The following is a 24291-nucleotide window of genomic DNA, read 5'->3' on the forward strand; positions in this document are numbered from 1 at the left end:
CCATCACACCGGCCAAACGACGCCGTTGTCGTTCAGGATGGCGTCTAACGGCACATCGTGGGGTTCTGGCAGGAAATCTTCAATAAAACCCTGCGTAAAGCCCAGCCCCACCGTGAATGGGCGCGGGCTGAGGCTGGAGAGCGTGCGGTCATAAAACCCACCGCCATAGCCCAGTCGGTAGCCGCCGGGGGCATAACCCACACAGGGCACAAACAGCAGGGAGGGGGTAATCACCTCGGTGTCTTTGGGTTTGGGAATGCCGTAGGCATCTTCTTCCATCGGGCAGCCGGGGTGCCAGGCGTGAAAGCGCATGGTCTTGGTCACTTTGTCGATCACCGGCAGGCCGATGCGGCGGCGCTGGGGTTTATCGAGCAATTCGCCATCCTCTTTCCAACGGTGCAGCACCGGCAAGGGGTCAAATTCGCCCTTGATGGGCCAGTAGGCACCGATGACCAGATCGGGGCGATGCACCAGCCAAATGCGCATCACGCGTTGTAAATCGTCTGCGCACTGTAGGCGGTCTGCCATATTCAGGCGTTGCTGTACCAAAGTGCGTCGAAGGGCCGTTTTGTCCATCACATAATTCCCCCATGCAATTGCACAAGATTCTGACACCGCTTTGCGCGGCTGCACTTTTAAGCCTTCCCGTTTCTTGGGCAGCAGCCCAAACAGCGGCGGACAATGTTTTGCTGCAAATGCAGGAAGCGGCGCGCAAAGGCGACAAAGCGCGGCTTTCTGCGTTGCTGCCGCAGGCGGCAGGCCACCCGCTGGAGCCGTGGGCGGCGTACTGGGAATTGAAGGCACGCTTGAACACGGCAGCACCGTCCGAGGTTGATGCGTTTTTACAACGTTGGCGTGGCACTTACCAAGAAGACCGGCTGCGCAACGACTGGCTGCTGCTGCTGGGACAGCGCCGCCAGTGGAATGACTTTGCGCGCATGCTGCCCGAGTACCGCATGAACGACGACAAGGAAGTGCGGTGCTATGACCTGGCCATCCAAACCATTGAGCAGCGCCAGCCCGAGCACGCGACGCAAGAAGTGGTGCGCCTGTGGCATGGGCAGCGCGATGCCGATGACGGCTGCACCTATGCCGCCAGCGAGTTGTATGCCATCAAAAAACTCGACGACAACGACATCTGGAAGCGCGCACGCCTGTCCGCAGAGCTGAACCGCCAGACCGGGGCGCGCCGTGCCGTGGCCATCGTCGCGCCGGATGCTTTGCAGCATGTGAGCGAAGTGTTTGCATCGCCCGCGAAATACCTGGCAGGCACCAGCAAGGTGCGTGGCGACACACGCCGCGAGCTGGCTTCGCTGGCGCTGATCCGCATTGCCAGCAATGACCCGGAACAAGCCGCCAATTTGATGGACACGCGCTGGGGCAGCCAGCTGCGCGCCGAAGAGCGCGACTGGGTGTGGGGGGTGATCGGCAAGGTCAGCGCACGCCGCTTGTCCAGCGATGCCGTGGACTACTTTGCCAAGGCTGGCAAGTCCGAGCGCATGTCCGAAGAGGCGCAGGAGTGGATGGTGCGCGCCAATTTGCGCGCCGGCAACTGGAAAGCCGTGCGCAAGACGATCGATGCCATGCCCGCTGCATTGCAAGCTGACAGCGCCTGGGTCTACTGGAAGGCGCGCGCTTTGCTCAATGACCGCCACGTGAGCCAGGCCGAACAGGCCGAAGCGCAGCGTTTGCTGCAAAGCATTGCCAGCGTGAAGGGCTTCTATGAAAAGCTGGCGCTGGAAGATTTGGGGCAAGTGGTACAGATGCCGCCTGCGCCCCAGCCGCTGACACCGCAAGAGCAAGCTGCTGCGGCCCAAAATCCTGGGCTGCAGCGTGCGCTGTATGCCATCAACATGGGGCTGCGCAGCGAAGGTGTGCGCGAGTGGAATTACACCGTGGGACTGCACATTCCCGGCGGAATGACCGACCGCGAACTGCTGGCGGCGGCCGACTTAGCGTGCAAACAGCAAGTGTGGGACCGCTGTATCAACACCAGCGAGCGCACCCGCGAGGTGATCGACTGGAAGCAACGCTTTCCCATGCCATTCCGCGATGCCGTGATTGCGCAGTCCAAGAATATTGGGCTGGACCCGGCGTATGTGTATGGCTTGATCCGCCAGGAAAGCCGCTTCATCATGGATGCGCGCTCACACGTGGGGGCTTCGGGTTTGATGCAGGTGATGCCTGCTACAGCCCGATGGACAGCCAAGAAAATTGGCATGACGGACTTTCAGCCCAGCATGATCAACGACCGCGATGTGAACATCGTCATCGGCACGTCCTACCTGAAGCTGGCGCTGGATGACTTTGATGGCTCTATGCCGATGGCCGCAGCGGGCTATAACGCGGGGCCAGGTCGCCCGCGCAATTGGCGCAATGGCCCCGTGCTGGATGGTGCGATCTGGGCCGAAAATGTGCCTTTCACGGAAACACGTGATTACGTGAAGAAGGTACTGTCCAACACCACCAACTACGCGGCCTTGATTACCGGCCAGCCCCAGTCGCTCAAAGCCCGGCTGGGCACCGTAGGCCCGAAGGTGACCATGGCGGAATACAACCGCGATTTGCCGTAAGTTGAATTTACGCCCCCCTAAAAATGGCTGCCCGCATGGCAGCCATTTTTGCGTGGAGCGCTGTATCTGCTGCAGCGTTCTGTGCTGCGCCGATCGGTGAGGGACGAGGGGTGTAGGCCGCAGCCCTTACATCACCCACCTGCCCGTGCGTTGCACGATGGCGCGCACGATGCTGTAGACCGTCAGGGCGGATGTTTTCGGATTGGCCGCCAAGGGCCTGCCTTGCAAAGTCAGTTCCATGCAGCCAAAAGCACCGCGGGCTTGGATGTGGTGCACATTGGTGTCGACGGCGGGGTCGGCAAACAGGCGCACCGTGGTGTGATCCAGCCCCAGCCCGGCCAGTGCCACCGTTGCGGCCACATTGGCATTTTTGGGGTAACGCAAAGCAGCTTCGCGCGCGGTGCCCTCAAAAATGCACACTGCTTCGCACAGGCTGGCCAGCTCGCACCCTGCTTCAGCGGGTGTGCCCACCCATGCCAGAGGCGGTTTGCGCCCGCTGTAGATCACTTGATCCAACCCTCCGAGCTGGGCGGCAGACAGGGCATCTACGCCTCCAATCGCGCCAGATACCAGCTGTATCTGGGTGTTGCCGGCTGCGGCGGTAGCCTCTAGGGCTTGCGCCATGCCGGGCGCACTCAAAGCCCCGATGGAGGCCACCACGCAAGCAATGCCGCGCTCCAGCGCGGGCTGCACATGCTGCGCAATCGCACTGTGGCCGGCGCACTCCACCAACAGAGCGGGGTGTGCATCGTCTGGGAGGGCGTGCACGAGCTGCGCGCCCGGTGCTAAATCTGCCACCGCCTCCAGCAGCTGCGGCGTGATCCGTGACACCACCACCCACTTGGGGTGTACGTGGGGGTGCTGCTGCAACAGCGTCAGCACACTGCGTCCGATAGCGCCGCACCCTACCAGTGCAATTTCCATGGTGAATATCTCCCTGCTTCCTTTTCTGTTGCTCTGAACGCACCGTACAGCCCGAAAGCCGAAGGGCCTGGGACAGCAGCGTGTACGCAGGTCTTTTAACCGATTGTGGGCAGTGCAGTGGGGAACTGGGTGTGCAAGACAGCGGCACAGCAATCAGCGGTTGCACAGCATGGTGGTGCCATCGTGCTGCTCGATGGCGGCTGCGCCACTGCCCACCAGTTCTTGCACCAACTGATCCAACCAAGCCTGCTGTGTGTGCGCAGCGAAATACTGGGCGTGCAATAGCCCGATGTAGGGGGTTTGCAAGCACCAGTCATGTGCTTGCTGCAGCGGCAGGGTTTGCCACTCCAGCAGCTTGTATTTGAGTAGTACCTTGGCTGCGTAGCGGGCATGGCGCTCAGGGCGCTGCACAAAGCCTTGCAGGCGTTGGCGGGCCGTGGTCAGTGCGCTGGCAACATCGCTGAACATGGGGCCGTGGCCGGGCAGCACCAAGGCGGGTTGCAAGGCTTCAATCACATCCAGGGTGGCAGCGACTTCTTCAAACGCCTGGATGCCTTCAATTTCCGGGAAGACCACGCCAAAGCCGTGCTCCCAGAGTGCGTCGGCTGAGATCAGTATGCGGCGTTCAGGCTCAAACAAGATGATGGAGTGCGGGTCATGTCCCGGCGCAGCATGGACTTGCCAGGTTTGCGCGCCCAGTTGGATGTCGGTGCCCGGTTGCAGCACATGCTGTGCCTGAAAGGGAGGGCATGTCTGGCCGGTTGGGGTGTAGCTCAGCGCAACCGGGTCCCACTGCGCCACATGCTGCGCTTGGCCCGGGGCAATCCAGGTTTGTGCGCTGGGCCACTGCGCCTGCAAGGCCGCGTTGCCACCGCAGTGGTCGCTGTGCAGATGGGTGTTGAGGATGCGCGTGAGTGGCTTGCCACCAATGGTGCTGCGCACCAGATCCACGGTTTGTGCGGCGTGCACCCAGTACCCGGTGTCTAGCACAGCGGCGCTGTGTGCATCCACAAACACGATGTTGTTCGCAGACAGCCAACCCCTTTCCAGGAAAAACATACCGGGCCACAGGCCCGGTGTTGATGTGGTGGCGGGCATGTTCAATGCGGGGCTGGCGCCTTGGCAGCGGCGGGGGTGTTACGCAGTTCGCGGCGCAAAATTTTGCCCACATTGGTCTTGGGCAATTCTTCGCGAAACTCGATGTATTTGGGGCGCTTGTAGCCCGTCAGGTTGTCGTGGCAGTAGCGCATCAAACGTTCTTCGGTCAGCGAGGGGTCGTTTTTGATGACAAACACCTTGATCGCTTCGCCCGAGTGTTCATCGGGCACCCCCACGGCAGCGCATTCCACCACACCGGGGCATAGCGAGATGACGTTTTCCAGCTCGTTGGGAAAGACGTTGAAGCCACTGACCAAAATCATGTCCTTCTTGCGATCAATGATCTTGGTGTAGCCCCGCTCGTCCATCACACCGATATCACCGGTGCGCATAAAACCATCGGCGGTGAAGGCTTTGGCGGTTTCTTCGGGCTGGTTGTAATAGCCGCGCATGACGTTCGGGCCTTTGATGCAGATTTCGCCGTTTTGCCCTTGTGGGACGTTGTTGCCATCATCATCTTTGATAGCGATATCAATGCCCGGCAGGGGTAGGCCAATCGTGCCGCTGAAGTGGGTGGCGGTGACGGGGTTGTTGGTGCCAATGGCGCACGTCTCGCTCATGCCCCAGCCCTCAATCATGACTTTGCCGGTCACTTTTTGCCATTGCTTGGCGGTGCCTTCCGAGGCGGCCATGCCCCCCGCTTGGGAGACGGCCAGCGCGGAGAAGTCGATGGCACGGAACTTCTCGTTTTGCAGCAAGGCGTTGAACAAGGTGTTCACGGCCGGCAGAGTGTGGAAGGGGCGCTTGCGCAGCACTTCGACAAATTTGGGAATATCGCGCGGATTGGGAATCAGGCTCAGGCTGGAGCCTTGGCGCAGCGCCAGCAGCAGCAAGGTCAGGGCAAAGATGTGGTACAGCGGCAAGGCGGCAATGCTGTGCAACTTGCTGAGGTTGGTTTGCCCCTGGTAGGCGGGTGCAAACCACGCCTCTGCCTGCAAGGTGGCAGCAATGATGTTGCGGTGGGTGAGTACCGCGCCCTTGGACAGGCCCGTGGTGCCCCCGGTGTATTGCAAAAAGGCGATGCTGTCGTGGTTGACGGAGGGCTTGCGCAGCGGCTTGCCTGCACCGATGGACAGTGCTTTCTTGAAGGGCGTGACGCTGCGGCCATCCAGCGCAATCTCGTACTTGGGCACCATTTTGGCGAGGTGCCGTACGGCAAACGTGATCCATGCGCCGTACGCTGCACCCAGCAAGTCGCCCATGGCGGTCATGCACACATGCTGGATACGCGTGCGCCCAATCACGTCCGCCAAGGTGTGCGCGAAGTTTTCCAAGATGATGATGACCGTGGCGCCAGAGTCTTTGAGCTGGTGCTCCAGCTCACGCGCGGTGTACAGCGGATTGACGTTGACGCAGGTGTAGCCTGCGCGCAGCACGCCCGCCATGCTGACGGCAAACTGCGGAATATTGGGCAGCATGATGGCGACCCGGGCGTCGGGCTCCAACTGCAGGCTTTGCAGCCAGGCGCCGAGCTGCTGGGAAAGCTTGTCCAGCTCGCCATACTTCATCCACACATCCATGCACACGCTGATGGGCTGATCGGCATACTTTTTCAATGAATCTTCCAGCAGTTCCACGACGGAGCTGTATTCCTCAGGCTTGATATCGTGAGGAACCCCGGCGGGATATTCCTTCAACCACATTCGATCCATGTCAGTGCCTTTCATTGCAGAAGTTGCGATGCCTGCAAACATTCTTGAAGGCTGCCCCTGATTTGGGGATGGGGCTTTACCTAGGAAACGGCGCAACAGAGGGTTAGCACGGGCGCTCCAATATCAAAATAAAGGCGTGAGGTAATGCTTGTTTGCAAAAATCTGCAGCCAACTCTTATATATGACTGATTGCCTGCCTAAAATTCCACCACATGACTGCAGAACACACCCTCGATAAGCTTGACCGATCCATCCTGCGCCGGCTGCAGGAAAATGGCCGTGAAACGTATGACGTGATTGGCGAGCAGGTGGGCCTCTCACCCAGCGCGGTGCTGCGTCGCGTCAAGCGGCTGGAGGAAGCGGGGGTGATTGAGCGCTACGTGGCCCTGGTGCCACCTGAAAAAGTGGGGTTGGGCCTGACGGCATATTTGAATGTGCGGCTGGAAAAAAGCTCTGAAACCCACAAGCGCAACCCCATGGATGCGTTCAAGCAAAGCGTGCAAAACTGGCCCGAAGTGGTGGAGTGCGCATCACTGACCGGCGAGATGGATTACCTGCTGCGCGTGGTGGTGGCGGATATGCAGCACTACAGCCGCTTCATCATGGAAACCTTGCTCAAGCATCCCAGTGTGTCCGATTGCAAAACCAGCTTTGTGCTGGACCGTGTCAAGGCGACGACCTCGGTGCCCGTATAAAAATAAAAAGATAGCTGCTCTCGTATTATTTATAAGCACTTCGACGTGTTTTGGCTTTGAAATTGCTGTCAATCAAGCGCTAGCAGCTCACTTTTTGATAAGAATTGGAAAACAGCGCCTGCGGGCGCTGTTTTTTGTGGTGCAAAAGCCGCGTTCGGGGCACACCACCCCGGCAAGATTGGGCCCCCTCATATCCAGGGTAAAGGTTTTATGTTGCAATGCAGCAAATACACGTAAACCCTAGGTTTTGGCTGTGCACCGTATAGATATCAAAGTGTGGTGCAATGGCTGAAACCACGCGCCAAGCCTCTCGCACAGGACTTTGACCATGACAGAGCCCCTCCGTTGGATCACTTCTCCTTGGAAAGCCAGCAAGCAATGGCTGCGCAAGGCATCGGCCAAGCGCAGCGTGCCCAGCATGGTGCCGATTCGCGAACTGTCCGAGCGCCACCGCGCGCGCATCCGCGCGCACTTGCTCAAGCTTGACGAAGGCGATCGCTACCTGCGCTTTGGTTATGCCGCCAATGATGAGCAGGTGGTGCGCTATGCCGACAACCTGAACTTTGCGCGTGACGATATTTTTGGCATCTTCAATCGCCGCCTGGAGCTGATTGCCATGGCGCACCTTGCTTATGTGGACTTGGCCGAACACAGCAATTGCGCGGAATTTGGCGTGTCCGTGCTGAAAACTGCACGGGGGCTGGGCCTGGGCACCCGCTTGTTTGCACGGGCGATGCTGCACTCGCGCAACAAGGGTGTGGAGATGATGTTCATTCACGCGCTGAGTGAGAACACGCCCATGCTCAAGATTGCGCGCAATGCGGGCGCCCGCGTCAAGCGCGATGGCACCGAGTCCGAAGCCTATTTGCAGTTGCCCGCAGCAGGGCTGGACAGCCAAGTCTCAGAGCTGTGGGACAACCAAGTCGCCGAGGTGGACTACCAGTTCAAAAAACAGGCCAAGCAGTTTTGGAGCATCTTGGCGGATGTCCAAGAAATTCGCCAAGGGGTGCGCGAGGGGCGCCATAAGTCAGCGCCTTAAATGTGTGTGCCAGGCGCGGTTACCCGCAGGGGGGAATTGCTGGGGCACGGGAATCCGCTATCCTTGGGCCCCTATTCACTACCGCACGTCCTGCACTGAAAGACTGTGTCTGACCCGCATCCTGCGCGCCATGCTGAGCGCGAAGACAAGCGCACTTTCCTGCAAAAAATTGTCGAATTCATCCATCCGGGGCTCGACTCCAAGGATGAGTTGATCGAAACCCTGGCCGAAGCCGAAGACAACGAAGTCATTGGCACCGAAGCACGCGTCATGCTGGAAGGCGTGATTCGCATGGCAGACCGCACCGCCAGCGACATTATGGTGGCCGCTCCACGCATGGATCTGCTGGACATCGAAGCCCCCTACGCCGAGATGCTGGTGCAGGTGATCCGCACGGCCCACTCCCGTTTCCCGGTCTACGAAGGCGAGCGTGACAACATCATTGGCATTTTGATGGCCAAAGACTTGCTCAAGCTGCAGCGTTCTCCCTCCATGAATGTGCGGGCCTTGCTGCGGCCCGTAACGTTTGTGCCCGAGACCAAAGGCTTGTACGACCTGCTGCGCGAGTTTCGATCCAATCGCAACCACATGAGCATTTTGGTGGACGAGTTTGGCAGCGTCGCGGGCCTGGTCACGATGGAAGATGTGCTCGAAGAAATCGTGGGTGAAATCGAAGACGAGTTCGATGTGCCTGAAGAAGATGGCGACATCTTTGCCCTGGCTGACAACACCTACCGCGTGGCAGGACACACGCCACTCGAGCGGGTGGAAGAGGCGTTCAACGTCACTTTCCCCAGCGAAGACGGCGTTGATACATTCGAAACGATTGGTGGCTGGGTCAGCCATGAAATGGGGCGCTTGCCCAAGCGTGGTGAGTCGCTGCAGGCTGCGGGGTTGAAGTTGAAGGTGTTGCATGCCAAAGGCGGTGCGGTGCGGTGGTTCCAGGTCACCCGTGCTTCCGATGACTGGCCACAGGAGCGCACTGCATGAACGCAGTGGCCCCGGTGCCCGCGCAGCGCGCCCAGCTCTGGGGCTGGATGGTGGCCATGGTGGGGGCGGGTGCGCTGCAAGCGGCCTCACTGGCATGGCCTTCGAATGGGCAGCCGCTGTGGTGGCTGCAACTGCTGTCACTCAGTGTGCTGTGTGTCGGTGTGCAACGCGCGCGCAGCGCCAAGCAAGTGTCGTGGCTGGTGGGGCTGTTTGCCACCACCTGGTTGACCGCCACTTTCTGGTGGCTGTTTATTTCCATGCATACCTATGGTGGCTTGCCCGCGCCTTTGGCCGTGGTTGCTGTGCTGGCACTGGCGGCTTTTTTGGGTAGCTATTACGCAGTTGCGCTTTGGCTGTGGAAGCGCTGGGCACGACCGGGTTGGCACGCCGTCATGCTGTTTGCCGCGTGCTGGACGTTGGCGGAGTTGGCGCGCGGCACGCTGTGGACAGGCTTCCCTTGGGGCGCAGTGGGCTACGCCCATGTGGAGGGGCCTCTGTCGGTCTGGCCACGCTGGTTCGGTGTGTATGGCACTGGGTTGGTGGCTGCAGCCTTGGCTATGGGCGTGGCGCAGTTGCGGATTTTGTGGTCCCAAAAACTGCTGTTGGTGGGCGTCGGCTTGGTTGGCGGCTCGGTATGGTTAGGTGCAGGCTGGAGTCAGCAGCAGGCCCAAATGTCTGATTCCACCCAATCACCCGTACGCCCCGCTGTGACGGTGGCCTTGCTGCAGGGCAATATTGCACAGGATGAAAAATTCATACCCGGCAGCGGGGTCGAGCAGGCATTGCAGTGGTATGGCGAGCGTTTGCTGCATCCGCAGGCGGAACTGGTGGTAGCGCCGGAAACCGCGATTCCCTTGCTGCCGCAGCAGTTGCCTGCAGGGTATTGGGAAGCAATTTCTGCGCCGTATCGGCAGCCCCAAAGCGCATCGGCTGCATTGGTCGGCATCCCTTTGGGCAATGAAGTGCGGGGCTATAGCAATGCCGTCGTGGGCTGGATGCCCGGGGAAATGCCAGAATATAGGTACCACAAGCATCATTTGGTGCCCTTTGGCGAATTCATCCCCCCGATGTTTCAGTGGTTTGTTCGCATGATGAACATACCCTTGGGTGACTTTTCGCGCGGCAGCGTGGGGCAGGCACCTTTTGTCTGGCGGGGTGAGCGCTGGGCGCCCAATATTTGTTACGAAGACTTGTTCGGAGAAGAGTTAGGAGCACGCTTTGCTGATGTTTCTAAGGCTCCGACAGTATTTGTAAATGTCAGCAATATTGGATGGTTTGGCGACAGTATTGCGGTAGATCAGCACTTGCAGATCAGCCGCATGCGCGCTTTAGAGTTTGAACGCCCCATGCTGCGTGCTACCAATACAGGAGCTACGGCTGTGATTGACCACCGCGGCGCGGTGCAAGCGGCTTTGCAGCCCTACACCCGCGACGTGCTCTTGGCGCAGGTGAATGGGCGAGACGGCGTCACACCTTTTGCGCGCTGGGTATCGCACTGGGGGTTATGGCCGTTGTGGCTGTTTTGCGTGGTTGTCGTAGCTTGGTGCGCCAAGCAACGCAAGAAAATTTGAGCAAACAGGGTGTGATTGATACGTTGTGTGAAGATTGCGTGGGCTTTCGCCCGCCAAGCTGGCTGTGAACTTCCATAATGTGCGGCTGTGCGCAGCACGCGTTTAAACTGTCGCGATCACATACACGAGAAACCAAGTAGCGGCTCAGCCGCTGCGGAGCAAGTTAGAAAATGGCTGAATCTTTTTCCTATGAACAACTGATCGCTTCTGGTGAAGGCAAGTTGTTTAAGCCCGATAGCGGACGTTTGCCTCTGCCCCCTATGCTGATGTTTGATCGCATCACGCACATCTCTGAAGATGGTGGCGCGCATGGACTGGGCAAAATCGTAGCTGAATTGGATGTCAACCCCGATTTGTGGTTCTTCAAGTGCCACTTTCAAGGTGACCCCGTCATGCCCGGCTGCCTGGGTTTGGACGCCATGTGGCAGCTGATTGGCTTTTACCTCACTTGGCTGCAACTGCCCGGTCGCGGCCGTGCGCTGGGTGCTGGCGAAGTGAAGTTTACGGGTGAAGTTGGCCCCGACGTGAAGCTGGTCCGCTATGAAATTGACATCAAGCGCGTCATCAAGCGCAAGCTGAACATGGCGATTGGCGATGCGCGCCTGTTTGCGGATGGCAAGGAAATCTATGTAGCCAACGACCTGCGCGTAGGGTTGTTCCTGCGTGAAGGTGACGGTCAAGGGACTGCGGCATGACAAAACGCGTAGTGATCACGGGCGCGGGCATTGTCTCGTGCATTGGTAACGACTTGGCGACGGTGGAGACTTCGCTGCGCGAAGGTCGATCCGGTATCAAAGCCATGCCCAAGTTCACGGAACTGGGTATGCGCAGTCAAGTGGCTGGCATTCCCGAGATCGACGTGGAAGCGCGCATTGATCGCAAGCAGTTGCGTTTTATGGGCGATGCAGCGGCTTACGCGCAGATCGCGCTGGAAGACGCCATTGCACAAGCAGGTTTGCCTCCCGAGATGGTGAGCCACCCGCGCACCGGTTTGATCATGGGCTCGGGCGGTGGATCGCCTGCCAACCAGATCGAAGCGGCAGATACGCTGCGTGAGAAAGGCATTCGCCGCGTGGGACCTTATCAGGTCACACGTTGCATGAGCTCAACGGTATCGGCTTGTCTTGCGACCAATTTCAAGGTTAAGGGCATCAATTACTCCATCACATCGGCATGCTCGACATCGGCGCACTGCATTGGCGCTGCGGCCCAGCAAATCGCCTGGGGCATGCAGGACGTGATGTTTGCAGGCGGCGGCGAGGAGCTGTCGTGGGGGATGTCGTTGCTGTTTGATGGCATGGGTGCCATGTCCAGCAAATACAACGCAACACCCGAGAAGGCTTCGCGTGCTTACGATGCCCACCGTGACGGCTTTGTGATTGCCGGCGGTGGCGGCGCTGTGGTGCTGGAAAGCTTGGAGCATGCACTGGCACGCGGCGCCCACATCTTGGGCGAAGTGGTGGGCTTTGGCGCCACCTCCGACGGTGAAGACATGGTGGCTCCATCGGGCGACGGTGCTGTGGCGTGCATGAAGCAGGCCATGGAAACAGTGAACGCCCCCATCGACTACATCAACACCCACGGCACATCGACCCCGGTGGGTGATATGCAAGAAGTGCGTGCCATGCAGGCCTTGTTCGGTGACAAGGTACCGCCTTTCTCATCGACCAAGTCGTTGACGGGGCATTCGCTGGGAGCTACGGGTGTGCAGGAAGCGATTTACTGCCTGATCATGCTCAACAAGCAATTCATTGCGGGTTCCGTGAACGTTGAAACCCCCGATGAAGCTTTGGGTGCGATGCCTTTGGTGACCAAAACCCGCGATGCACAGCTGAACACGGTCTTGTCTAACAGCTTTGGCTTTGGTGGCACCAACGCATCGCTGGCACTGCGCCGTTGGACCGGCGCTTAACCCAAGCGCGGTAACCGACAAAAGCGGTGGTGCTTGGGTTTTTCATAACCCTGGCACCGCCGCTTTTATCATGTGCCGATTGCTTGCATTGACTGCTTATTGCCTATGAAGCTCGCTATCTTGGATCGCATTGGCACCCTCAATATGGAGGGCGAGGATTCCATTGTGGCGCTCAAGGACTGGACGCCCCAAGAAGGGGTGCTGGAAGCGGTGGCACAGCTCAACCGTGGCGGCTGGCATGTCGCGCTGGCCACCAACCAGCCTGGTTTGGGGCGTGGCAGTTTTGATGTGAATGACCTCAACGCCATTCATTTGCGCATGCAGCGGGAGCTGGCTGCTGCCGGCGCGCGCATCGAGGCGGTGTTTTTTTGTCCACACACGCCGGAAGAGCACTGCGCGTGCCGCAAGCCTGCGCCCGGCTTGTTGCAGCAAGTGGCTGCACGGTATGGTGCAGAGCCGCACGAAGTGTGGGTGGTTGGGCAAAACGCCAAGCATTTGCAGGCTGGTGAAGCAATGCATGCCCATGTGATTTGGCTGCAACTGGATGAGCAAGCGCCTGCCGCTGACATGGCGCCGCATATACCGCGCTACACCAGCTGGAAAGCGCTGGCCGATGCGCTGGCGCCCGATGTGCAGGTGCCGCCTCCTGCCCCCGTGGTTGCGGGTTAATTGGTGCACACTCTCTGTTTTTGACACTGGCCTATTGTTAGGACTGCCTTCATGTCGTTTATTCGCTCTGTGATCCACATGCTGTGGATGGGCATCACTGTCGTTCCTTATACCTTGCTGATTTTGATCGTGCGCCTGTTCGGTGGCTCTGCAGCGCTGCGCTGGAAGATTGCCCGCGCGTGGCTCAAGCTGAGTGTGGACAGCGCTGGCTGGTTTTGTGGCGTGAAATACCGTGTGCAAGGCATGGAAAACCTGCCTACGGATGCGCAGCAAGGCGTGGTGCTGCTGTGCAAGCACCAATCGACCTACGAAACCTTTTTGATGCCTGCGATCATGCCGCGCGCTTTGGCCTATGTGTTCAAGAAAGAGCTGCTGAGCATCCCCTTCTTTGGCTGGTCGATTGGCAGCCTGGACATGATCCACATTGACCGCAAGCACGGCTCTCGTGCGTTCCACAAGGTGGTGGAGCAAGGCAAACGCCTGCTGGCGCAAGGCATCTGGGTCATCATGTTTCCCGAAGGTACCCGCGTGGCCCGTGGCGAAGTGGGCGAATACAAAACCGGCGCAACCCGTTTGGCCATCATGACGGGCGTTCCCGTGGTGCCGATTGCCGTGACTTCTGCCAAATGCTGGCCCCGCAAATCGTTTGTGAAAACCCCCGGTGTGGTGGATGTATCGGTGGGCCCGATGATTGCCAGCGCAGGGCGCAAGCACGAAGAGCTGATGGCGGAAGTGCAAGCCTGGATCGAAGCCGAAATGCGCCGTCTGGACCCCGAGGCCTATCCGGCAGCTACCGCAGCCATCAGCAACGACGGTCAAGCTTGAATCCCTTGGAGTTTGCCCACCCGAAAGCCACGCACACCGCCCCCCTGGGCAGTGCCCGCGTGGCTTATTGGTTGGTGCGCAGCAGCCGATGCAGCATCGGGCTGGAGGTCAGTGACAGCGGCCTGACCGTACGCGCGCCCTTGCGTGCCAGTATGGCCAACATTGAAGCAGTATTGCAGGAGAAGGCGCGCTGGGTGCTTGCCAAGCTGGGTGAGCGCGAAACACGCAACCAGCAGGTGCCGCAGATAGCTTGGCAGCACGGCGCCTACTTGCCGTATCTGGGCGGCGTGCTGCAACTGCACTTGCACCCAGCAGCCCCAGGGGGCGGCGAGTTACTGGCCGTGGGAGAGCAGCGCTGGGCGTTGCATGTGAGCTTACCCACCGATGCAGCAGGTGCCAGCGTACGTGCGCAAGTCAATGCATGGTGGCTGCGCCATGCACGGGCCTTATTTACCGAACGCCTGCAGCGCTTTGCACCCGAGCTGGGCGTGCAGTGGCGCAGCCTGCGCTTGTCCAATGCACGCACCCGCTGGGGCAGCGCCAAGGTGGATGGCGGCATCATGCTCAACTGGCGGCTGCTGCACTTTCGCCTGCCAGTGCTGGATTACGTGGTGATTCACGAACTCTCGCACCTGCGCGTGATGGACCACAGCCCCAGGTTTTGGGCGGTCGTCGCATCGGCATGCCCAGACTACGCACGTCTGCGCGCAGAACTGCGCCAGCACCCAGCCCCAGACTGGGTGATATGAAAAGAATAGCGGTCAGCGCTTGGCTAGTAATGAATTGGTGTTGAAAGCTATCTAAGGCTGTTGTTTTGAAAGCGCTGACAGCTATGTTTTTTTAGTAAACATGATGTGGCGTACCCAGCGCCCGTGTGCGAAACTGCCCAGCAATCTAGCCATTCATAAGGACCGTGCGATGACCACTCCGCAAACGCTTCAAGTCATTCCCGCCGCAGCTTACGCGGGGGATATTCCTGCGCCTTTGGCTTGGCATTGGGTGCAGACGGGTGAAGCCGTGTTGATTGATGTGCGCACCGACGCCGAGCGCGCCTGGGTGGGGCAAGTTCCGGGCGCCGTGCCCGTGCAGTGGAAGCTGTGGCCCGGCATGGCCAACAACCCCGATTTCGATGCGCAACTCCAAGCCGCTGTGCCCGCTGGCGGCAAGGCCGTTTTGCTGTGCCGCAGCGGCGTGCGCTCGGTGGCTGCCGCAGCACGTGCCCAGCAACTGGGTATTGAGGCCTACAACATCCTCGAAGGTTTTGAAGGGGATGTGGATGCGAATGGCCACCGCGGCAATATTGGCGGCTGGCGCAAACAAGGGCTGCCTTGGCAATAAGGTGATGGCAATAAAAAAGGCTCCAGGTTCGGAGCCTTTTTTATTGCCGCTATAGCTTACAGCGCAGGAATGCGCAGCTTTTGGCCGGGGTAGATTTTGTCAGGGTGGCTCAACATGGGCTTGTTGGCTTCAAAGATCACTGGGTATTTGTTGGCATCGCCATAGTATTTTTTGGCAATCGCAGACAACGTATCACCGCGCACCACGTCGTGGTACTGGGCTTCGGGTTCAGGGGTGGTCACCGTCATCTGGTTATCCACCGAGGTGACGCTGGCCACGTTGCCGCAGCACAAGGTGACTTTTTCTTTGATGGCCTGGGTAGGGGCCTCGCCCGCCACCGTGACTTTGCCCTGGCTGGCGTCATAACTGACTTTGAGGTTGCTGACGCCCAGCTTTTGCACATGGATGTAATTCTCAATCGCTGCGGCTGCCTTGCTATTGAGTTCGCCTGGCGAGGCCGCCGGGGTTGCCGCTTGTGCATCTTTGCCGCCAAACAGCTTCTCGCCAGCTTCTTTGATAAAACTAAACAGGCCCATACATTCACTCCTGAAAAATAGTTGGGAAAGAGCAATCAATGTACCGGCAAACAATTTGTCTGCAAGGCCAGACACTTCCTACGCGCATTTTTTGACAATTTGCGCTGAAATGGTGCGTTGACCGGGTGGTCGTGTCGCAAAGCACACGTACGCAGGGCCAAAAATCTTGATAATGCCGCCCATGACTTTTTTGGCCATTGATATCGGCAACACCCGCTTGAAGTGGGCGATGTATGACGCCCCACGTCCCGGTGCAGCTTTGCTGGCTCATGGCGCGGAGTTTTTGGAACACATTGAGCGCTTGGCAGAAGGGCCTTGGAGCAAGCTGCCCGCGCCTACCCATATGCTGGGCTGCGTGGTGGCTGGGGAGACGGCGCGCCGCCGTGTGCACGATCAGATGGAGTTGATGCTCGGCTGGAACTTCGAGCCTCAATGGGTGGTGCCTTCTGTCCATGAAGCGGGGGTGAGCAATGGTTACGAACACCCATTGCGCCTAGGGGCCGATCGCTGGGTGGCCATGATTGGTGCACGCCATCATATCTTGCAGCGTGGCAACGAGCGCCCCTTGATTGTGGTGATGGTGGGTACGGCCGTTACGGTTGATGCTCTCGATGCGCAAGGCAACTTCTTGGGCGGCTTGATTTTGCCCGGGCATGGCATCATGCTGCGTGCGCTGGAAAGCGGTACCGCAGGGCTGCATGTGCCAACCGGCTCGGTCACCCCTTTTCCCAAGAATACGAGCGATGCTTTGACCAGCGGTGGTACCTATGCGATTGCCGGCGCGGTCGAGCGCATGTACCAGCATTTGTATCTGCACTGCAGCATGGAGCCCGCCTGTGTGATGGCCGGCGGTGCGGGCTGGAAGATGGTGCCCAGCATGACGCGTCCCTTTGAGTTGGTGGATAACCTGATCTTTGAGGGGCTGCTGGTGATGGCGCAGCAGCGGTGGGGCCAAGGCCGCGTGCCTCAAGGTGCTGTAGGTGTTCGATAATGGGCGCCATTCCTTGACGTACTGAGTATTCCCCATGATTCTTGTCACCGGCGGCGCAGGCTTTATTGGCGCTAATTTTGTTTTGGACTGGCTGGCTTCCAACGACGAGCCTGTAGTAAATGTTGATAAGTTGACCTATGCAGGTAACTTGGAAAACTTGGTCAGCCTGCAAGGCGATGCACGTCACGTGTTTGTGCAAGCCGACATTGGCGATAGCGCGGTCATCAGTGCCTTGCTGCAGCAGTACCAGCCCCGTGCGGTGATCAACTTTGCGGCGGAAAGCCACGTGGACCGTTCCATTCACGGCCCTGAAGATTTCATTCAAACGAATGTGGTGGGCACTTTCCGTTTGTTGGAAGCGGTACGTGCTTACTGGAATGAGCTAGAGCACGAAGCCAAGTCCAGCTTCCGTTTCTTGCATGTGTCCACCGATGAGGTGTATGGCACTTTATCGCCCACCGAGCCGGCTTTTGCCGAAGACCACAACTACGAGCCCAACAGCCCGTACTCAGCCAGCAAAGCGGCATCAGACCATTTGGTGCGTGCCTGGCACCACACCTATGGCCTGCCGGTGCTGACCACCAATTGCAGCAACAACTATGGCCCGCTGCATTTCCCGGAAAAGCTGATTCCGCTGATGATTGTGAATGCCTTGGCGGGCAAACCGCTGCCCATTTATGGCGATGGCATGCAAGTGCGCGACTGGCTGTATGTGCGCGACCACTGCTGTGCCATCCGTCGCGTGCTGGAGGCAGGCAAGCTGGGCGAAACCTACAACGTAGGTGGCTGGAACGAGAAGGCGAATATTGACATCGTCAAAACGGTGTGTGCGCTGCTTGATGAGCTGCGTCCGCGCGGAGATGGCCTGTCGTACGCAGAGCAGATCACCTACGTCACAGACCGCCCAGGCCATGACCGCCGCTATGCCATTGATGCCCGCAAGCTCGAGCGGGAACTGGGCTGGAAGCCGGCAGAGACCTTTGAAACCGGCATTCGCAAAACGGTGCAGTGGTACTTGGACAACCCGCAGTGGGTGCAGAACGTCCAGTCTGGCAGCTACCGCGACTGGCTGCAAAAGCAATACGCGCCAAAGGCATCGGCATGAAGATTCTGCTCTTGGGCTGCAATGGTCAAGTGGGTTGGGAGCTTCAGCGCAGTTTGGCTGTCTTGGGGAAAGTCACTGCACTGGGGCGTGATAGCACGGCACTGTGCGGAGATTTGGCGAACCCTGAAGGTATTGCGACTACGGTGCGGGCGGTGGCACCTGATGTGATCGTCAATGCTGCTGCCCATACCGCCGTGGATCAAGCCGAGCGGGACGTGGAGTTGGCACGGCTGCTCAATGCGATCACCCCTGGCGTATTGGCTCGCGAAGCCCATGCGTTGAATGCCTTGCTGGTGCACTACAGCACCGACTATGTGTTTGACGGGAGCGGCAATGCGCCGCGTGCAGAAGACGCTGCCACGGCCCCGCTGTCGGTGTACGGCCAAACCAAGCTGGAAGGGGAGCAACTCATCCAGGCCAGCGGCTGCAAACACCTGATCTTTCGCGCCAGCTGGGTCTACGCGGCGCGCGGTGACAACTTTGCCAAGACCATGCTGCGGCTGGCACAAGAGCGCGAACAACTGAACGTGATCAACGACCAGTTTGGCGCGCCGACAGGCGCGGATCTGCTGGCGGATGTCACGGCGCACGCGATTTGTCATGTTGTGCAGCACCCGGCGCATCTGGGGCTGTACCACTGCGTGGCGGGTGGGGAGGCCACATGGCATGCGTATGCCGAATTTGTGATCGCCACGGCACGGCAGTTGCGCCCTGAGTTGGCTTTCAAGGTACAAGCCATCCAAGCCGTGCCCACCAGCGCATTTCCTACATCGGCACAGCGCCCCTATAACTCACGCTTGAGCACCAGCAAACTGCAAACCGCCTTGGGGCTGCACCTGCCTGATTGGCAGCAAGGTGTACGGCGGATGTTGCAAGAGATTTTGTAAAGAAATTGGCCTCTGGCGCTTATCTATCAAGCGCTGGCAGCTATCAAACATAGGTTTTTTATGACAACACAAGCGCGCAAAGGCATCATCCTCGCAGGTGGCTCTGGCACACGCCTGCACCCGGCCACGCTGGCCATCAGCAAGCAACTGCTGCCCGTGTATGACAAGCCCATGATCTACTACCCGCTCAGCACCCTGATGCTGGCCGGGATTCGGGATATCCTGATCATCAGCACCCCGCAGGACACGCCGCGCTTTGAGCAATTGCTGGGCGACGGCAGCCAGTGGGGACTGAACCTGCAATATGCCGTGCAGCCCAGCCCCGATGGCTTGGCGCAGGCATTTTTGATTGGTGAAGCTTTCCTGAGCGGTGCTCCCAGTGCGTTGGTGTTGGGGGACAACATTTTTTATGGGCATGACTTTCAAAGTCTTTTGGAAGAGGCCCGCGCGCAACCGGATGGCTCCACGGTATTTGCCTACCACGTGCAAGACCCCGAACGCTATGGCGTCGCGGAGTTTGATGCCTCGGGCAAAGTGCTGTCGCTGGAGGAAAAGCCTGCAGTGCCCAAGTCCAACTATGCGGTCACCGGCCTGTATTTCTACGATAGCCAGGTGGTGGAACTGGCCAAGTCGCTCCAGCCTTCCCCGCGTGGCGAGCTAGAGATCACGGACTTGAACAAGTTGTACCTGGAAAAGGGGCAGTTGAACGTGCAATTGATGGGGCGTGGCTATGCATGGCTGGACACGGGTACGCATGACAGTTTGCTGGAGGCTGGGCAGTTCATCGCAACGTTAGAGCAGCGCCAGGGCTTGAAAGTGGCTTGCCCCGAAGAAATCGCTTACCGTGCGGGCTGGATTGATGCTGCGCAGGTCGAGAAACTGGCCCAGCCGCTGCTCAAGAATGGCTATGGCCAGTACCTGATGCAGGTGCTCAAAGGTGGCGTGCGATGAAAGCAACCCCCACCGCCATTCCAGAAGTGATGGTGATTGAGCCCAAGGTGTTTGGGGATGCACGAGGCTTTTTCTACGAAAGCTTCAACCAGGCAGCGTTCAATGCCGCTACCGGCACGGTGTTCGAGTTTGTGCAAGACAACCACAGCCGCTCCAGCAAAGGGGTGCTGCGTGGGCTGCACTACCAACTGCCTCCGCATGCCCAGGGCAAGCTGGTGCGTGTGGTGCGCGGTGCCGTATGGGATGTTGCGGTAGATATCCGCCAGAACTCGGCCACTTTTGGTCAGTGGGTGGGGCAGGAGCTGACCGAAGATAACCATAAGCAGTTCTGGATTCCCCCCGGCTTCGCCCATGGTTTTGTGGTGCTCAGCGACAGCGCAGATTTTTTGTATAAGACCACGAATTACTACGCACCGCAGTCAGACCGGGGGCTGCTCTGGAATGATCCAGACATTGGCATTGCCTGGCCCGATTTAGGTATGGAGTTTTTGCTGTCTGACAAAGACCAAAAGCAACCCCTGCTGCGCAGCGCCGAGGTATTTGGCGCATAAATTGTGGGCACACTGGGAATACGGATTGCGCTGTGTGTGGCTCTACCACGTACAAGGGCTGCGATGGCAGCCCTTTGTATTTACGTAAGCCTTGTTGAAAACATAGCTGATAGCGTGTGCTAGAAGCCAATTTTTAATACCAAACTATTGGAAGTGGCTATTTACAAAGCGCTGCCAGCTATTGTTTTTGGATGATGCGTGCGGTCATGCGTTTTGCATGATGCCCAGCACGATGGCCGCCACGATCAGCGTGCACACTATCGCAAGGCCAATCTTCACCCAGCTGTACGGCCGCTCGCCCGCAATCTGGCCGGTATAGCCATTGGCAATGATCTGGTAGTTTTTGCTGCCGTAGGTATAGCCCACGATCCACACAGGCACCAGTACGTGCTTGAAAGTGCGGCCCGCGTATTCCCGCTGTACGCGCAGGTTGCGGTAGGTGTCGCCGGGCACCTGGCGCGCGCACAGGGCTTCCACTTGGCTGTCCATGTCTTGCTCGTTGAGCTTGGCCGCCTTGCCCAGATCAACCTGGTAGCGCTCCACCGTCCAGCCGCGCACAAATTCGGGGGTGTAGGGCTTCAGATCTGTGGTGGTCGGGAAGGGCTCTACCTGTCGCAGCAGTTGGGGGTGTACCCCCACAGTGCCGGGCACGAGTTCATCATCAAAAAAGTGGCGCAGGCTGCCCGATGCAGGTTGCCAGCGTACATGGCGCACCTGTCGCGTCTGGGTGGTGCCATTCGCATCGCGGTAGGTTTCGGTGGTGTAGTAATAAAACCCTGCGTCGGCCTGCCATACCGCACTGACATGGGCGTCAAACGTCCAGTACGGCAGATACACGCCGTGCAGCGTGTCCGTCAGCGCGGCGTGCTTGAGCTTGTTGGGCGCAAACCAGCGGCTGCCGTACCATTGGCGGATACGGTCGCGGATCTGCCCATCACTCACTTTGAACGGCAGGATGCTCTGCGGCGTGATGGCGTCGCTGCGCTCTTCATGCGCCACGATGGCGGGCGAGCCGCAAAAATCGCAGCGCTGGGCCACGCGGCCATCCACAAAGACCGAAATTGCCTGGCAGTTCTGGCACTGCACCTCTTGGCGCTGGCCGCCCCAGCCACGCCCGCTGGCTGGGTTTTGCAGGGCTGCGTACAGGTCTTGCTCAACGATCTCCTGACCCAATTCCTCCCTCAGCTCGTCGCTCCACGGCACCAAAGTGCCGCAGTAGGGGCATTGGAGCGATTGCGCCTTGGCATTCCACTCCAGGTTGGCACCACACTCCGGACAGGGGTGCTTGCGCACCATGGAGGGTTGAGGGGGGCCGCTGGCCGCAGCGTAAGAAGAGGCAGGGGTATCAGTCACTGACAATGATCCAAAGAATCACGAGCGCTATGGGCAAGAAGCAAGGGCCTCCCCGCAGCGAATTGGGGGAAAGCCGCGCAGCGGCTCAGGGTGCGTGCTTAAGCTCCGCGCAGAAACTCATCCAGCGCGGCCTGCGCAATCCGCCAGTTCGCGCCGATCTTGCGGCCTTTGAGCTGACCGGTCTCCAGCTCGGCAAGCACGTCGGCCACGTCCACGCCCAGCAGCTGGGCGGTCTGCTCCGGCGTGTAGACCTGCAACGCAGGGGCAGCGCCGGCCGGAGTGGCCTGAGCAGCTTGGGTTGCGGCGGGTGAGAAGGCATCGTTCCCCGGAGGCACGCCCAGTCCAGGCTGGGCTCCCGGTGCGGTGCTCGGTTGCTGCATCTGCCGCATCATCTCCTGGGCCATGCCAAAGCCCATGGCCATGGTGGCGGGCAGGGTGGCTGCCGCCGCGCCTTCGCCGCCGTGTGCCATGGCCTGGCCCATCTGGTACTTCACATAATCGTTGAGGTTGCCGATGGCGCCCATGCTGGAGCGCTTGTCGATGGCCTGCTCCACCTCGGGCGGCACGGAGACGTTCTCCAGCACAAAGCTGGTCACCTCGATGCCGTACTTCTCCACCATCGCCGGGTTGATGATCTGCACCAGCGCCTGGCCCAGGTCGCCATAGCGCGTGGCCACGTCCAGCACCGGCACCTGGGCCTTGGCCAGGGCTTCGGTAAACACGCTGACGATGCGCGAGCGCATGGTGTCGGCAAACTCGTCGATGCGGAAGTTCTGGTCCGTGCCCGCCACTTCCCTGAGGAACAGCGCAGGCTGCACGATGCGGAAGTCGTAGGTGCCGAAGGCGCGGATGCGCACCACGCCAAAGTCCTTGTCGCGCATCAGCACGGGGTTGGAGGTGCCCCACTTGTTGCCCGTGAACAGGCGTGTGTTGATGTAGTAGACGTCGCACTTGAAGGGCGACTGGAAACCGTACTTCCAGCCCAGGATGGTGGACAGCACGGGCACGTTCTCGGTGCTCAGCGTGTGCTTGCCGGGGCCGAACAGGTCGGCGTACTGGCCGGCGGCCACGAACTGCACCTGCTGCGATTCGCGCACGATCAGCTGGGCGCCATTCTTGATTTCCTTGTCGTCGTCCGGCCAGCGGTAGGAGAGCGTGTCGCGCGAGTCATCGGTCCATTCGATGACCTCGATCAGTTGGTTCTTGATGATGTTGAACAGATTCATGCCACGCCTCGCTAGCCGGTCAGAAGAAAAAGGGTGGAGCCATTGTAGGGCGGGCTTTTGGGCCGTGTGGCACAGAGAAATTCAAAAAATATAGCTATTGGTGCTTATTGCATATATGTTTAAGCCATAAATAGTGTTGAAGTGACTGCGAGGAAAGCGTAAGGTGCTCCCTTATTGAAAGCGTCGCAGCCTTTGTTGACCATTGAAAGGCGCTGTAACTGCCGATAGGGTAGCGAGAGGCCTAGAATCACCCCTTTGCGCGCGCGAGCGGGGCCTTTGCTGTGCCCGCTGGTTGTGCGGTCTCTTATAACGATGGGGTTGGCGCTTGCGTGCCAGCCTTCTACCCTTTTTCAGACACCATGCTGACCTTCCAACAAATCATTCTGAAACTGCAGTCCTACTGGGCCGAACACGGCTGCGCACTGCTCCAGCCCTATGACATGGAAGTCGGCGCCGGCACGTCGCACACCGCCACCTTCCTGCGCGCCATCGGCCCCGAGCCCTGGAAGGCCGCCTACGTGCAGCCCAGCCGCCGCCCCAAGGACGGCCGCTACGGCGAGAACCCCAACCGCCTGCAGCACTACTACCAGTTCCAGGTGGTCCTCAAGCCCGCGCCCGACAACATCCTGGAGCTGTACCTGGGCTCGCTGGAAGCGCTGGGCTTTGATCTGAAGAAAAACGACATCCGCTTTGTGGAAGACGACTGGGAGAACCCCACGTTGGGCGCTTGGGGCCTGGGCTGGGAAGTTTGGCTCAACGGCATGGAAGTGACCCAGTTCACCTACTTCCAGCAGGTCGCCGGCATCGACTGCAAGCCTGCCACAGGCGAGATCACCTATGGTCTGGAGCGCTTGGCCATGTACCTGCAGGGCAAGGAATCGGTGTACGACCTGGTCTATACCGACGGCCTGACCTATGGCGACGTGTTCCACCAGAACGAGGTGGAGCAGTCCACCTACAACTTCGAGCATTCGAATGCCGAGTTCCTGTTCAGCGCCTTTGCGGCCCACGAAGACACCGCCAACCAGCTGATTGACGCGCAGTTGGCGCTGCCTGCCTATGAGCAAGTGCTCAAGGCCGCCCACACCTTCAACCTGCTGGATGCGCGCGGTGCCATCTCGGTGACCGAGCGTGCCGCTTATATTGGCCGCATCCGCAACCTGGCCCGTGCCGTGGGCAAGAGCTATCTGGACAGCCGCGCGCGCCTGGGCTTCCCCATGGCGCCCAAGGCACATGCCGATGAAGTGCTGGCCGAGCTGGCCAAAGCCGCAGAGCAACAAGCCAAGAAGGCTGCGTAAGCGGGCCCTGTCTGAATACTTAATCAAATTTGCCTCTGGCGCTTATC

At 59.3% G+C, this 24291-nt stretch carries 24 protein-coding genes; 17 read left to right on the forward strand and 7 right to left on the reverse strand.

Features of this window, described 5'->3' with window-relative positions; genetic code table 11:
• Positions 1 to 3: 3 nt before the first annotated feature.
• Positions 4 to 576 carry a 5-formyltetrahydrofolate cyclo-ligase gene (locus QEP12_RS00730; RefSeq protein WP_219162849.1) on the reverse strand — a complete coding sequence of 191 codons (573 nt, stop codon included), beginning with the start codon at positions 574 to 576 and terminating at the stop codon, positions 4 to 6.
• Positions 577 to 590: 14 nt separating this feature from the next.
• Here QEP12_RS00730 and QEP12_RS00735 point away from each other — a divergent pair, with 14 nt between their 5' ends.
• Positions 591 to 2573, forward strand: coding sequence for a lytic transglycosylase domain-containing protein (locus QEP12_RS00735; protein WP_284213055.1), 1983 nt, complete (start codon positions 591 to 593; stop codon positions 2571 to 2573).
• Positions 2574 to 2699: 126 nt separating this feature from the next.
• Here QEP12_RS00735 and QEP12_RS00740 read toward each other — a convergent pair whose 3' ends face one another.
• From QEP12_RS00740 to QEP12_RS00750, 3 genes are all read right to left on the reverse strand, one after another.
• Complete coding sequence (locus tag QEP12_RS00740) at positions 2700 to 3497, reverse strand: aspartate dehydrogenase (RefSeq protein WP_174863219.1); 798 nt, start codon at positions 3495 to 3497, stop codon at positions 2700 to 2702.
• 153 nt (positions 3498 to 3650) lie between these two features.
• Complete coding sequence (locus QEP12_RS00745; protein ID WP_284213056.1) at positions 3651 to 4595, reverse strand: MBL fold metallo-hydrolase; 945 nt, start codon at positions 4593 to 4595, stop codon at positions 3651 to 3653.
• Between the two features lie 2 nt (positions 4596 to 4597).
• Positions 4598 to 6307, reverse strand: coding sequence for an AMP-binding protein (locus tag QEP12_RS00750; RefSeq protein WP_284213057.1), 1710 nt, complete (start codon positions 6305 to 6307; stop codon positions 4598 to 4600).
• 212 nt (positions 6308 to 6519) lie between these two features.
• Between QEP12_RS00750 and QEP12_RS00755 the strand changes: the two genes are divergently transcribed.
• The 10 genes from QEP12_RS00755 (at position 6520) to QEP12_RS00800 (ending at position 15346) form a co-directional block, all read left to right on the forward strand.
• The gene (locus tag QEP12_RS00755; protein ID WP_219162845.1) at positions 6520 to 7002 is read left to right on the forward strand and encodes an Lrp/AsnC family transcriptional regulator; all 483 of its coding nucleotides are present in this window, start codon (positions 6520 to 6522) and stop codon (positions 7000 to 7002) included.
• 328 nt (positions 7003 to 7330) lie between these two features.
• Positions 7331 to 8041 carry a GNAT family N-acetyltransferase gene (locus QEP12_RS00760; protein WP_174863465.1) on the forward strand — a complete coding sequence of 237 codons (711 nt, stop codon included), beginning with the start codon at positions 7331 to 7333 and terminating at the stop codon, positions 8039 to 8041.
• 105 nt (positions 8042 to 8146) lie between these two features.
• Positions 8147 to 9031: a CorC family transporter gene (locus QEP12_RS00765; protein ID WP_174863464.1), complete on the forward strand. Its 885-nt coding sequence runs from the start codon at positions 8147 to 8149 to the stop codon at positions 9029 to 9031.
• Positions 9028 to 10602, forward strand: a complete 1575-nt coding sequence (gene lnt, locus QEP12_RS00770; protein WP_284213058.1) for an apolipoprotein N-acyltransferase — start codon at positions 9028 to 9030, stop codon at positions 10600 to 10602. The genes QEP12_RS00765 and lnt overlap by 4 nt, the downstream gene beginning before the upstream one ends.
• A gap of 170 nt (positions 10603 to 10772) precedes the next feature.
• A complete protein-coding gene (gene fabA / locus QEP12_RS00775; RefSeq protein WP_219162843.1) occupies positions 10773 to 11297 on the forward strand; it encodes a bifunctional 3-hydroxydecanoyl-ACP dehydratase/trans-2-decenoyl-ACP isomerase in 525 nt (174 codons plus the stop codon).
• A complete protein-coding gene (gene fabB, locus QEP12_RS00780) occupies positions 11294 to 12514 on the forward strand; it encodes a beta-ketoacyl-ACP synthase I (protein ID WP_284213059.1) in 1221 nt (406 codons plus the stop codon). Before fabA ends, fabB begins: the two co-directional genes overlap by 4 nt.
• A gap of 105 nt (positions 12515 to 12619) precedes the next feature.
• On the forward strand, positions 12620 to 13183 hold the full coding sequence (locus QEP12_RS00785; RefSeq protein WP_284213060.1) for a D-glycero-alpha-D-manno-heptose-1,7-bisphosphate 7-phosphatase: 564 nt from the start codon (positions 12620 to 12622) through the stop codon (positions 13181 to 13183).
• Between the two features lie 51 nt (positions 13184 to 13234).
• Positions 13235 to 14008: a lysophospholipid acyltransferase family protein gene (locus QEP12_RS00790; RefSeq protein WP_174862429.1), complete on the forward strand. Its 774-nt coding sequence runs from the start codon at positions 13235 to 13237 to the stop codon at positions 14006 to 14008.
• 5 nt (positions 14009 to 14013) lie between these two features.
• The gene (locus QEP12_RS00795; RefSeq protein ID WP_284213061.1) at positions 14014 to 14757 is read left to right on the forward strand and encodes a M48 family metallopeptidase; all 744 of its coding nucleotides are present in this window, start codon (positions 14014 to 14016) and stop codon (positions 14755 to 14757) included.
• A 169-nt stretch (positions 14758 to 14926) separates the two neighbouring features.
• The gene (locus QEP12_RS00800; protein ID WP_284213062.1) at positions 14927 to 15346 is read left to right on the forward strand and encodes a rhodanese-like domain-containing protein; all 420 of its coding nucleotides are present in this window, start codon (positions 14927 to 14929) and stop codon (positions 15344 to 15346) included.
• A gap of 56 nt (positions 15347 to 15402) precedes the next feature.
• On the opposite strand, the gene lysM is transcribed toward QEP12_RS00800, so the two are convergent.
• Positions 15403 to 15882, reverse strand: coding sequence for a peptidoglycan-binding protein LysM (gene lysM / locus QEP12_RS00805; protein WP_284213063.1), 480 nt, complete (start codon positions 15880 to 15882; stop codon positions 15403 to 15405).
• Between the two features lie 181 nt (positions 15883 to 16063).
• On the opposite strand from lysM, the gene QEP12_RS00810 reads away from it, so the two are divergent.
• Genes QEP12_RS00810 through rfbC form a run of 5 tightly spaced genes read left to right on the forward strand, consistent with a single transcriptional unit; the run spans position 16064 to position 20367 of the window.
• Positions 16064 to 16873, forward strand: coding sequence for a type III pantothenate kinase (locus QEP12_RS00810; protein WP_284213064.1), 810 nt, complete (start codon positions 16064 to 16066; stop codon positions 16871 to 16873).
• A gap of 34 nt (positions 16874 to 16907) precedes the next feature.
• Positions 16908 to 17978, forward strand: coding sequence for a dTDP-glucose 4,6-dehydratase (gene rfbB, locus QEP12_RS00815; RefSeq protein WP_174862431.1), 1071 nt, complete (start codon positions 16908 to 16910; stop codon positions 17976 to 17978).
• Positions 17975 to 18865: a dTDP-4-dehydrorhamnose reductase gene (gene rfbD, locus QEP12_RS00820; protein ID WP_174862432.1), complete on the forward strand. Its 891-nt coding sequence runs from the start codon at positions 17975 to 17977 to the stop codon at positions 18863 to 18865. Before rfbB ends, rfbD begins: the two co-directional genes overlap by 4 nt.
• A 60-nt stretch (positions 18866 to 18925) precedes the next feature.
• Entirely contained in the window at positions 18926 to 19816 is an 891-nt protein-coding gene (gene rfbA / locus QEP12_RS00825) for a glucose-1-phosphate thymidylyltransferase RfbA (RefSeq protein WP_284213065.1), read from the forward strand.
• Positions 19813 to 20367: a dTDP-4-dehydrorhamnose 3,5-epimerase gene (gene rfbC / locus QEP12_RS00830; protein WP_174862433.1), complete on the forward strand. Its 555-nt coding sequence runs from the start codon at positions 19813 to 19815 to the stop codon at positions 20365 to 20367. The genes rfbA and rfbC overlap by 4 nt, the downstream gene beginning before the upstream one ends.
• Before the next feature lie 204 nt (positions 20368 to 20571).
• On the opposite strand, the gene QEP12_RS00835 is transcribed toward rfbC, so the two are convergent.
• Positions 20572 to 21663 (reverse strand): zinc ribbon domain-containing protein, encoded by a 1092-nt coding sequence (locus tag QEP12_RS00835; protein ID WP_174862448.1) that lies wholly within the window; start codon positions 21661 to 21663, stop codon positions 20572 to 20574.
• 155 nt (positions 21664 to 21818) lie between these two features.
• On the reverse strand, positions 21819 to 22946 hold the full coding sequence (locus tag QEP12_RS00840; protein WP_284213066.1) for an SPFH and helix-turn-helix domain-containing protein: 1128 nt from the start codon (positions 22944 to 22946) through the stop codon (positions 21819 to 21821).
• 359 nt (positions 22947 to 23305) lie between these two features.
• Between QEP12_RS00840 and glyQ the strand changes: the two genes are divergently transcribed.
• Complete coding sequence (gene glyQ / locus QEP12_RS00845; protein ID WP_284213067.1) at positions 23306 to 24244, forward strand: glycine--tRNA ligase subunit alpha; 939 nt, start codon at positions 23306 to 23308, stop codon at positions 24242 to 24244.
• The last annotated feature ends 47 nt before the right edge of the window (positions 24245 to 24291 follow it).

The organism is Comamonas jiangduensis (assembly GCF_030162955.1).
In the GTDB taxonomy this organism is placed as follows: domain Bacteria; phylum Pseudomonadota; class Gammaproteobacteria; order Burkholderiales; family Burkholderiaceae_C; genus Comamonas; species Comamonas jiangduensis.

Bases quoted from the DNA above. Each gene is read 5' to 3' on its own strand.
- glyQ (WP_284213067.1), top strand. From the start codon at position 23,306: ATGCTGACCTTCCAACAAATCATTCTGAAACTGCAGTCCTACTGGGCC.
- QEP12_RS00760 (WP_174863465.1), top strand. From the start codon at position 7,331: ATGACAGAGCCCCTCCGTTGGATCACTTCTCCTTGGAAAGCCAGCAAG.
- QEP12_RS00840 (WP_284213066.1), bottom strand. From the start codon at position 22,946: ATGAATCTGTTCAACATCATCAAGAACCAACTGATCGAGGTCATCGAA.
- QEP12_RS00835 (WP_174862448.1), bottom strand. From the start codon at position 21,663: ATGGTGCGCAAGCACCCCTGTCCGGAGTGTGGTGCCAACCTGGAGTGG.
- QEP12_RS00810 (WP_284213064.1), top strand. From the start codon at position 16,064: ATGACTTTTTTGGCCATTGATATCGGCAACACCCGCTTGAAGTGGGCG.
- QEP12_RS00730 (WP_219162849.1), bottom strand. From the start codon at position 576: ATGGACAAAACGGCCCTTCGACGCACTTTGGTACAGCAACGCCTGAAT.
- QEP12_RS00740 (WP_174863219.1), bottom strand. From the start codon at position 3,497: ATGGAAATTGCACTGGTAGGGTGCGGCGCTATCGGACGCAGTGTGCTG.
- QEP12_RS00745 (WP_284213056.1), bottom strand. From the start codon at position 4,595: ATGCCCGCCACCACATCAACACCGGGCCTGTGGCCCGGTATGTTTTTC.
- QEP12_RS00800 (WP_284213062.1), top strand. From the start codon at position 14,927: ATGACCACTCCGCAAACGCTTCAAGTCATTCCCGCCGCAGCTTACGCG.
- QEP12_RS00735 (WP_284213055.1), top strand. From the start codon at position 591: ATGCAATTGCACAAGATTCTGACACCGCTTTGCGCGGCTGCACTTTTA.
- lnt (WP_284213058.1), top strand. From the start codon at position 9,028: ATGAACGCAGTGGCCCCGGTGCCCGCGCAGCGCGCCCAGCTCTGGGGC.
- rfbA (WP_284213065.1), top strand. From the start codon at position 18,926: ATGACAACACAAGCGCGCAAAGGCATCATCCTCGCAGGTGGCTCTGGC.
- QEP12_RS00785 (WP_284213060.1), top strand. From the start codon at position 12,620: ATGAAGCTCGCTATCTTGGATCGCATTGGCACCCTCAATATGGAGGGC.
- QEP12_RS00755 (WP_219162845.1), top strand. From the start codon at position 6,520: ATGACTGCAGAACACACCCTCGATAAGCTTGACCGATCCATCCTGCGC.
- lysM (WP_284213063.1), bottom strand. From the start codon at position 15,882: ATGGGCCTGTTTAGTTTTATCAAAGAAGCTGGCGAGAAGCTGTTTGGC.
- rfbB (WP_174862431.1), top strand. From the start codon at position 16,908: ATGATTCTTGTCACCGGCGGCGCAGGCTTTATTGGCGCTAATTTTGTT.
- QEP12_RS00750 (WP_284213057.1), bottom strand. From the start codon at position 6,307: ATGGATCGAATGTGGTTGAAGGAATATCCCGCCGGGGTTCCTCACGAT.
- rfbC (WP_174862433.1), top strand. From the start codon at position 19,813: ATGAAAGCAACCCCCACCGCCATTCCAGAAGTGATGGTGATTGAGCCC.
- QEP12_RS00790 (WP_174862429.1), top strand. From the start codon at position 13,235: ATGTCGTTTATTCGCTCTGTGATCCACATGCTGTGGATGGGCATCACT.
- rfbD (WP_174862432.1), top strand. From the start codon at position 17,975: ATGAAGATTCTGCTCTTGGGCTGCAATGGTCAAGTGGGTTGGGAGCTT.
- fabA (WP_219162843.1), top strand. From the start codon at position 10,773: ATGGCTGAATCTTTTTCCTATGAACAACTGATCGCTTCTGGTGAAGGC.
- fabB (WP_284213059.1), top strand. From the start codon at position 11,294: ATGACAAAACGCGTAGTGATCACGGGCGCGGGCATTGTCTCGTGCATT.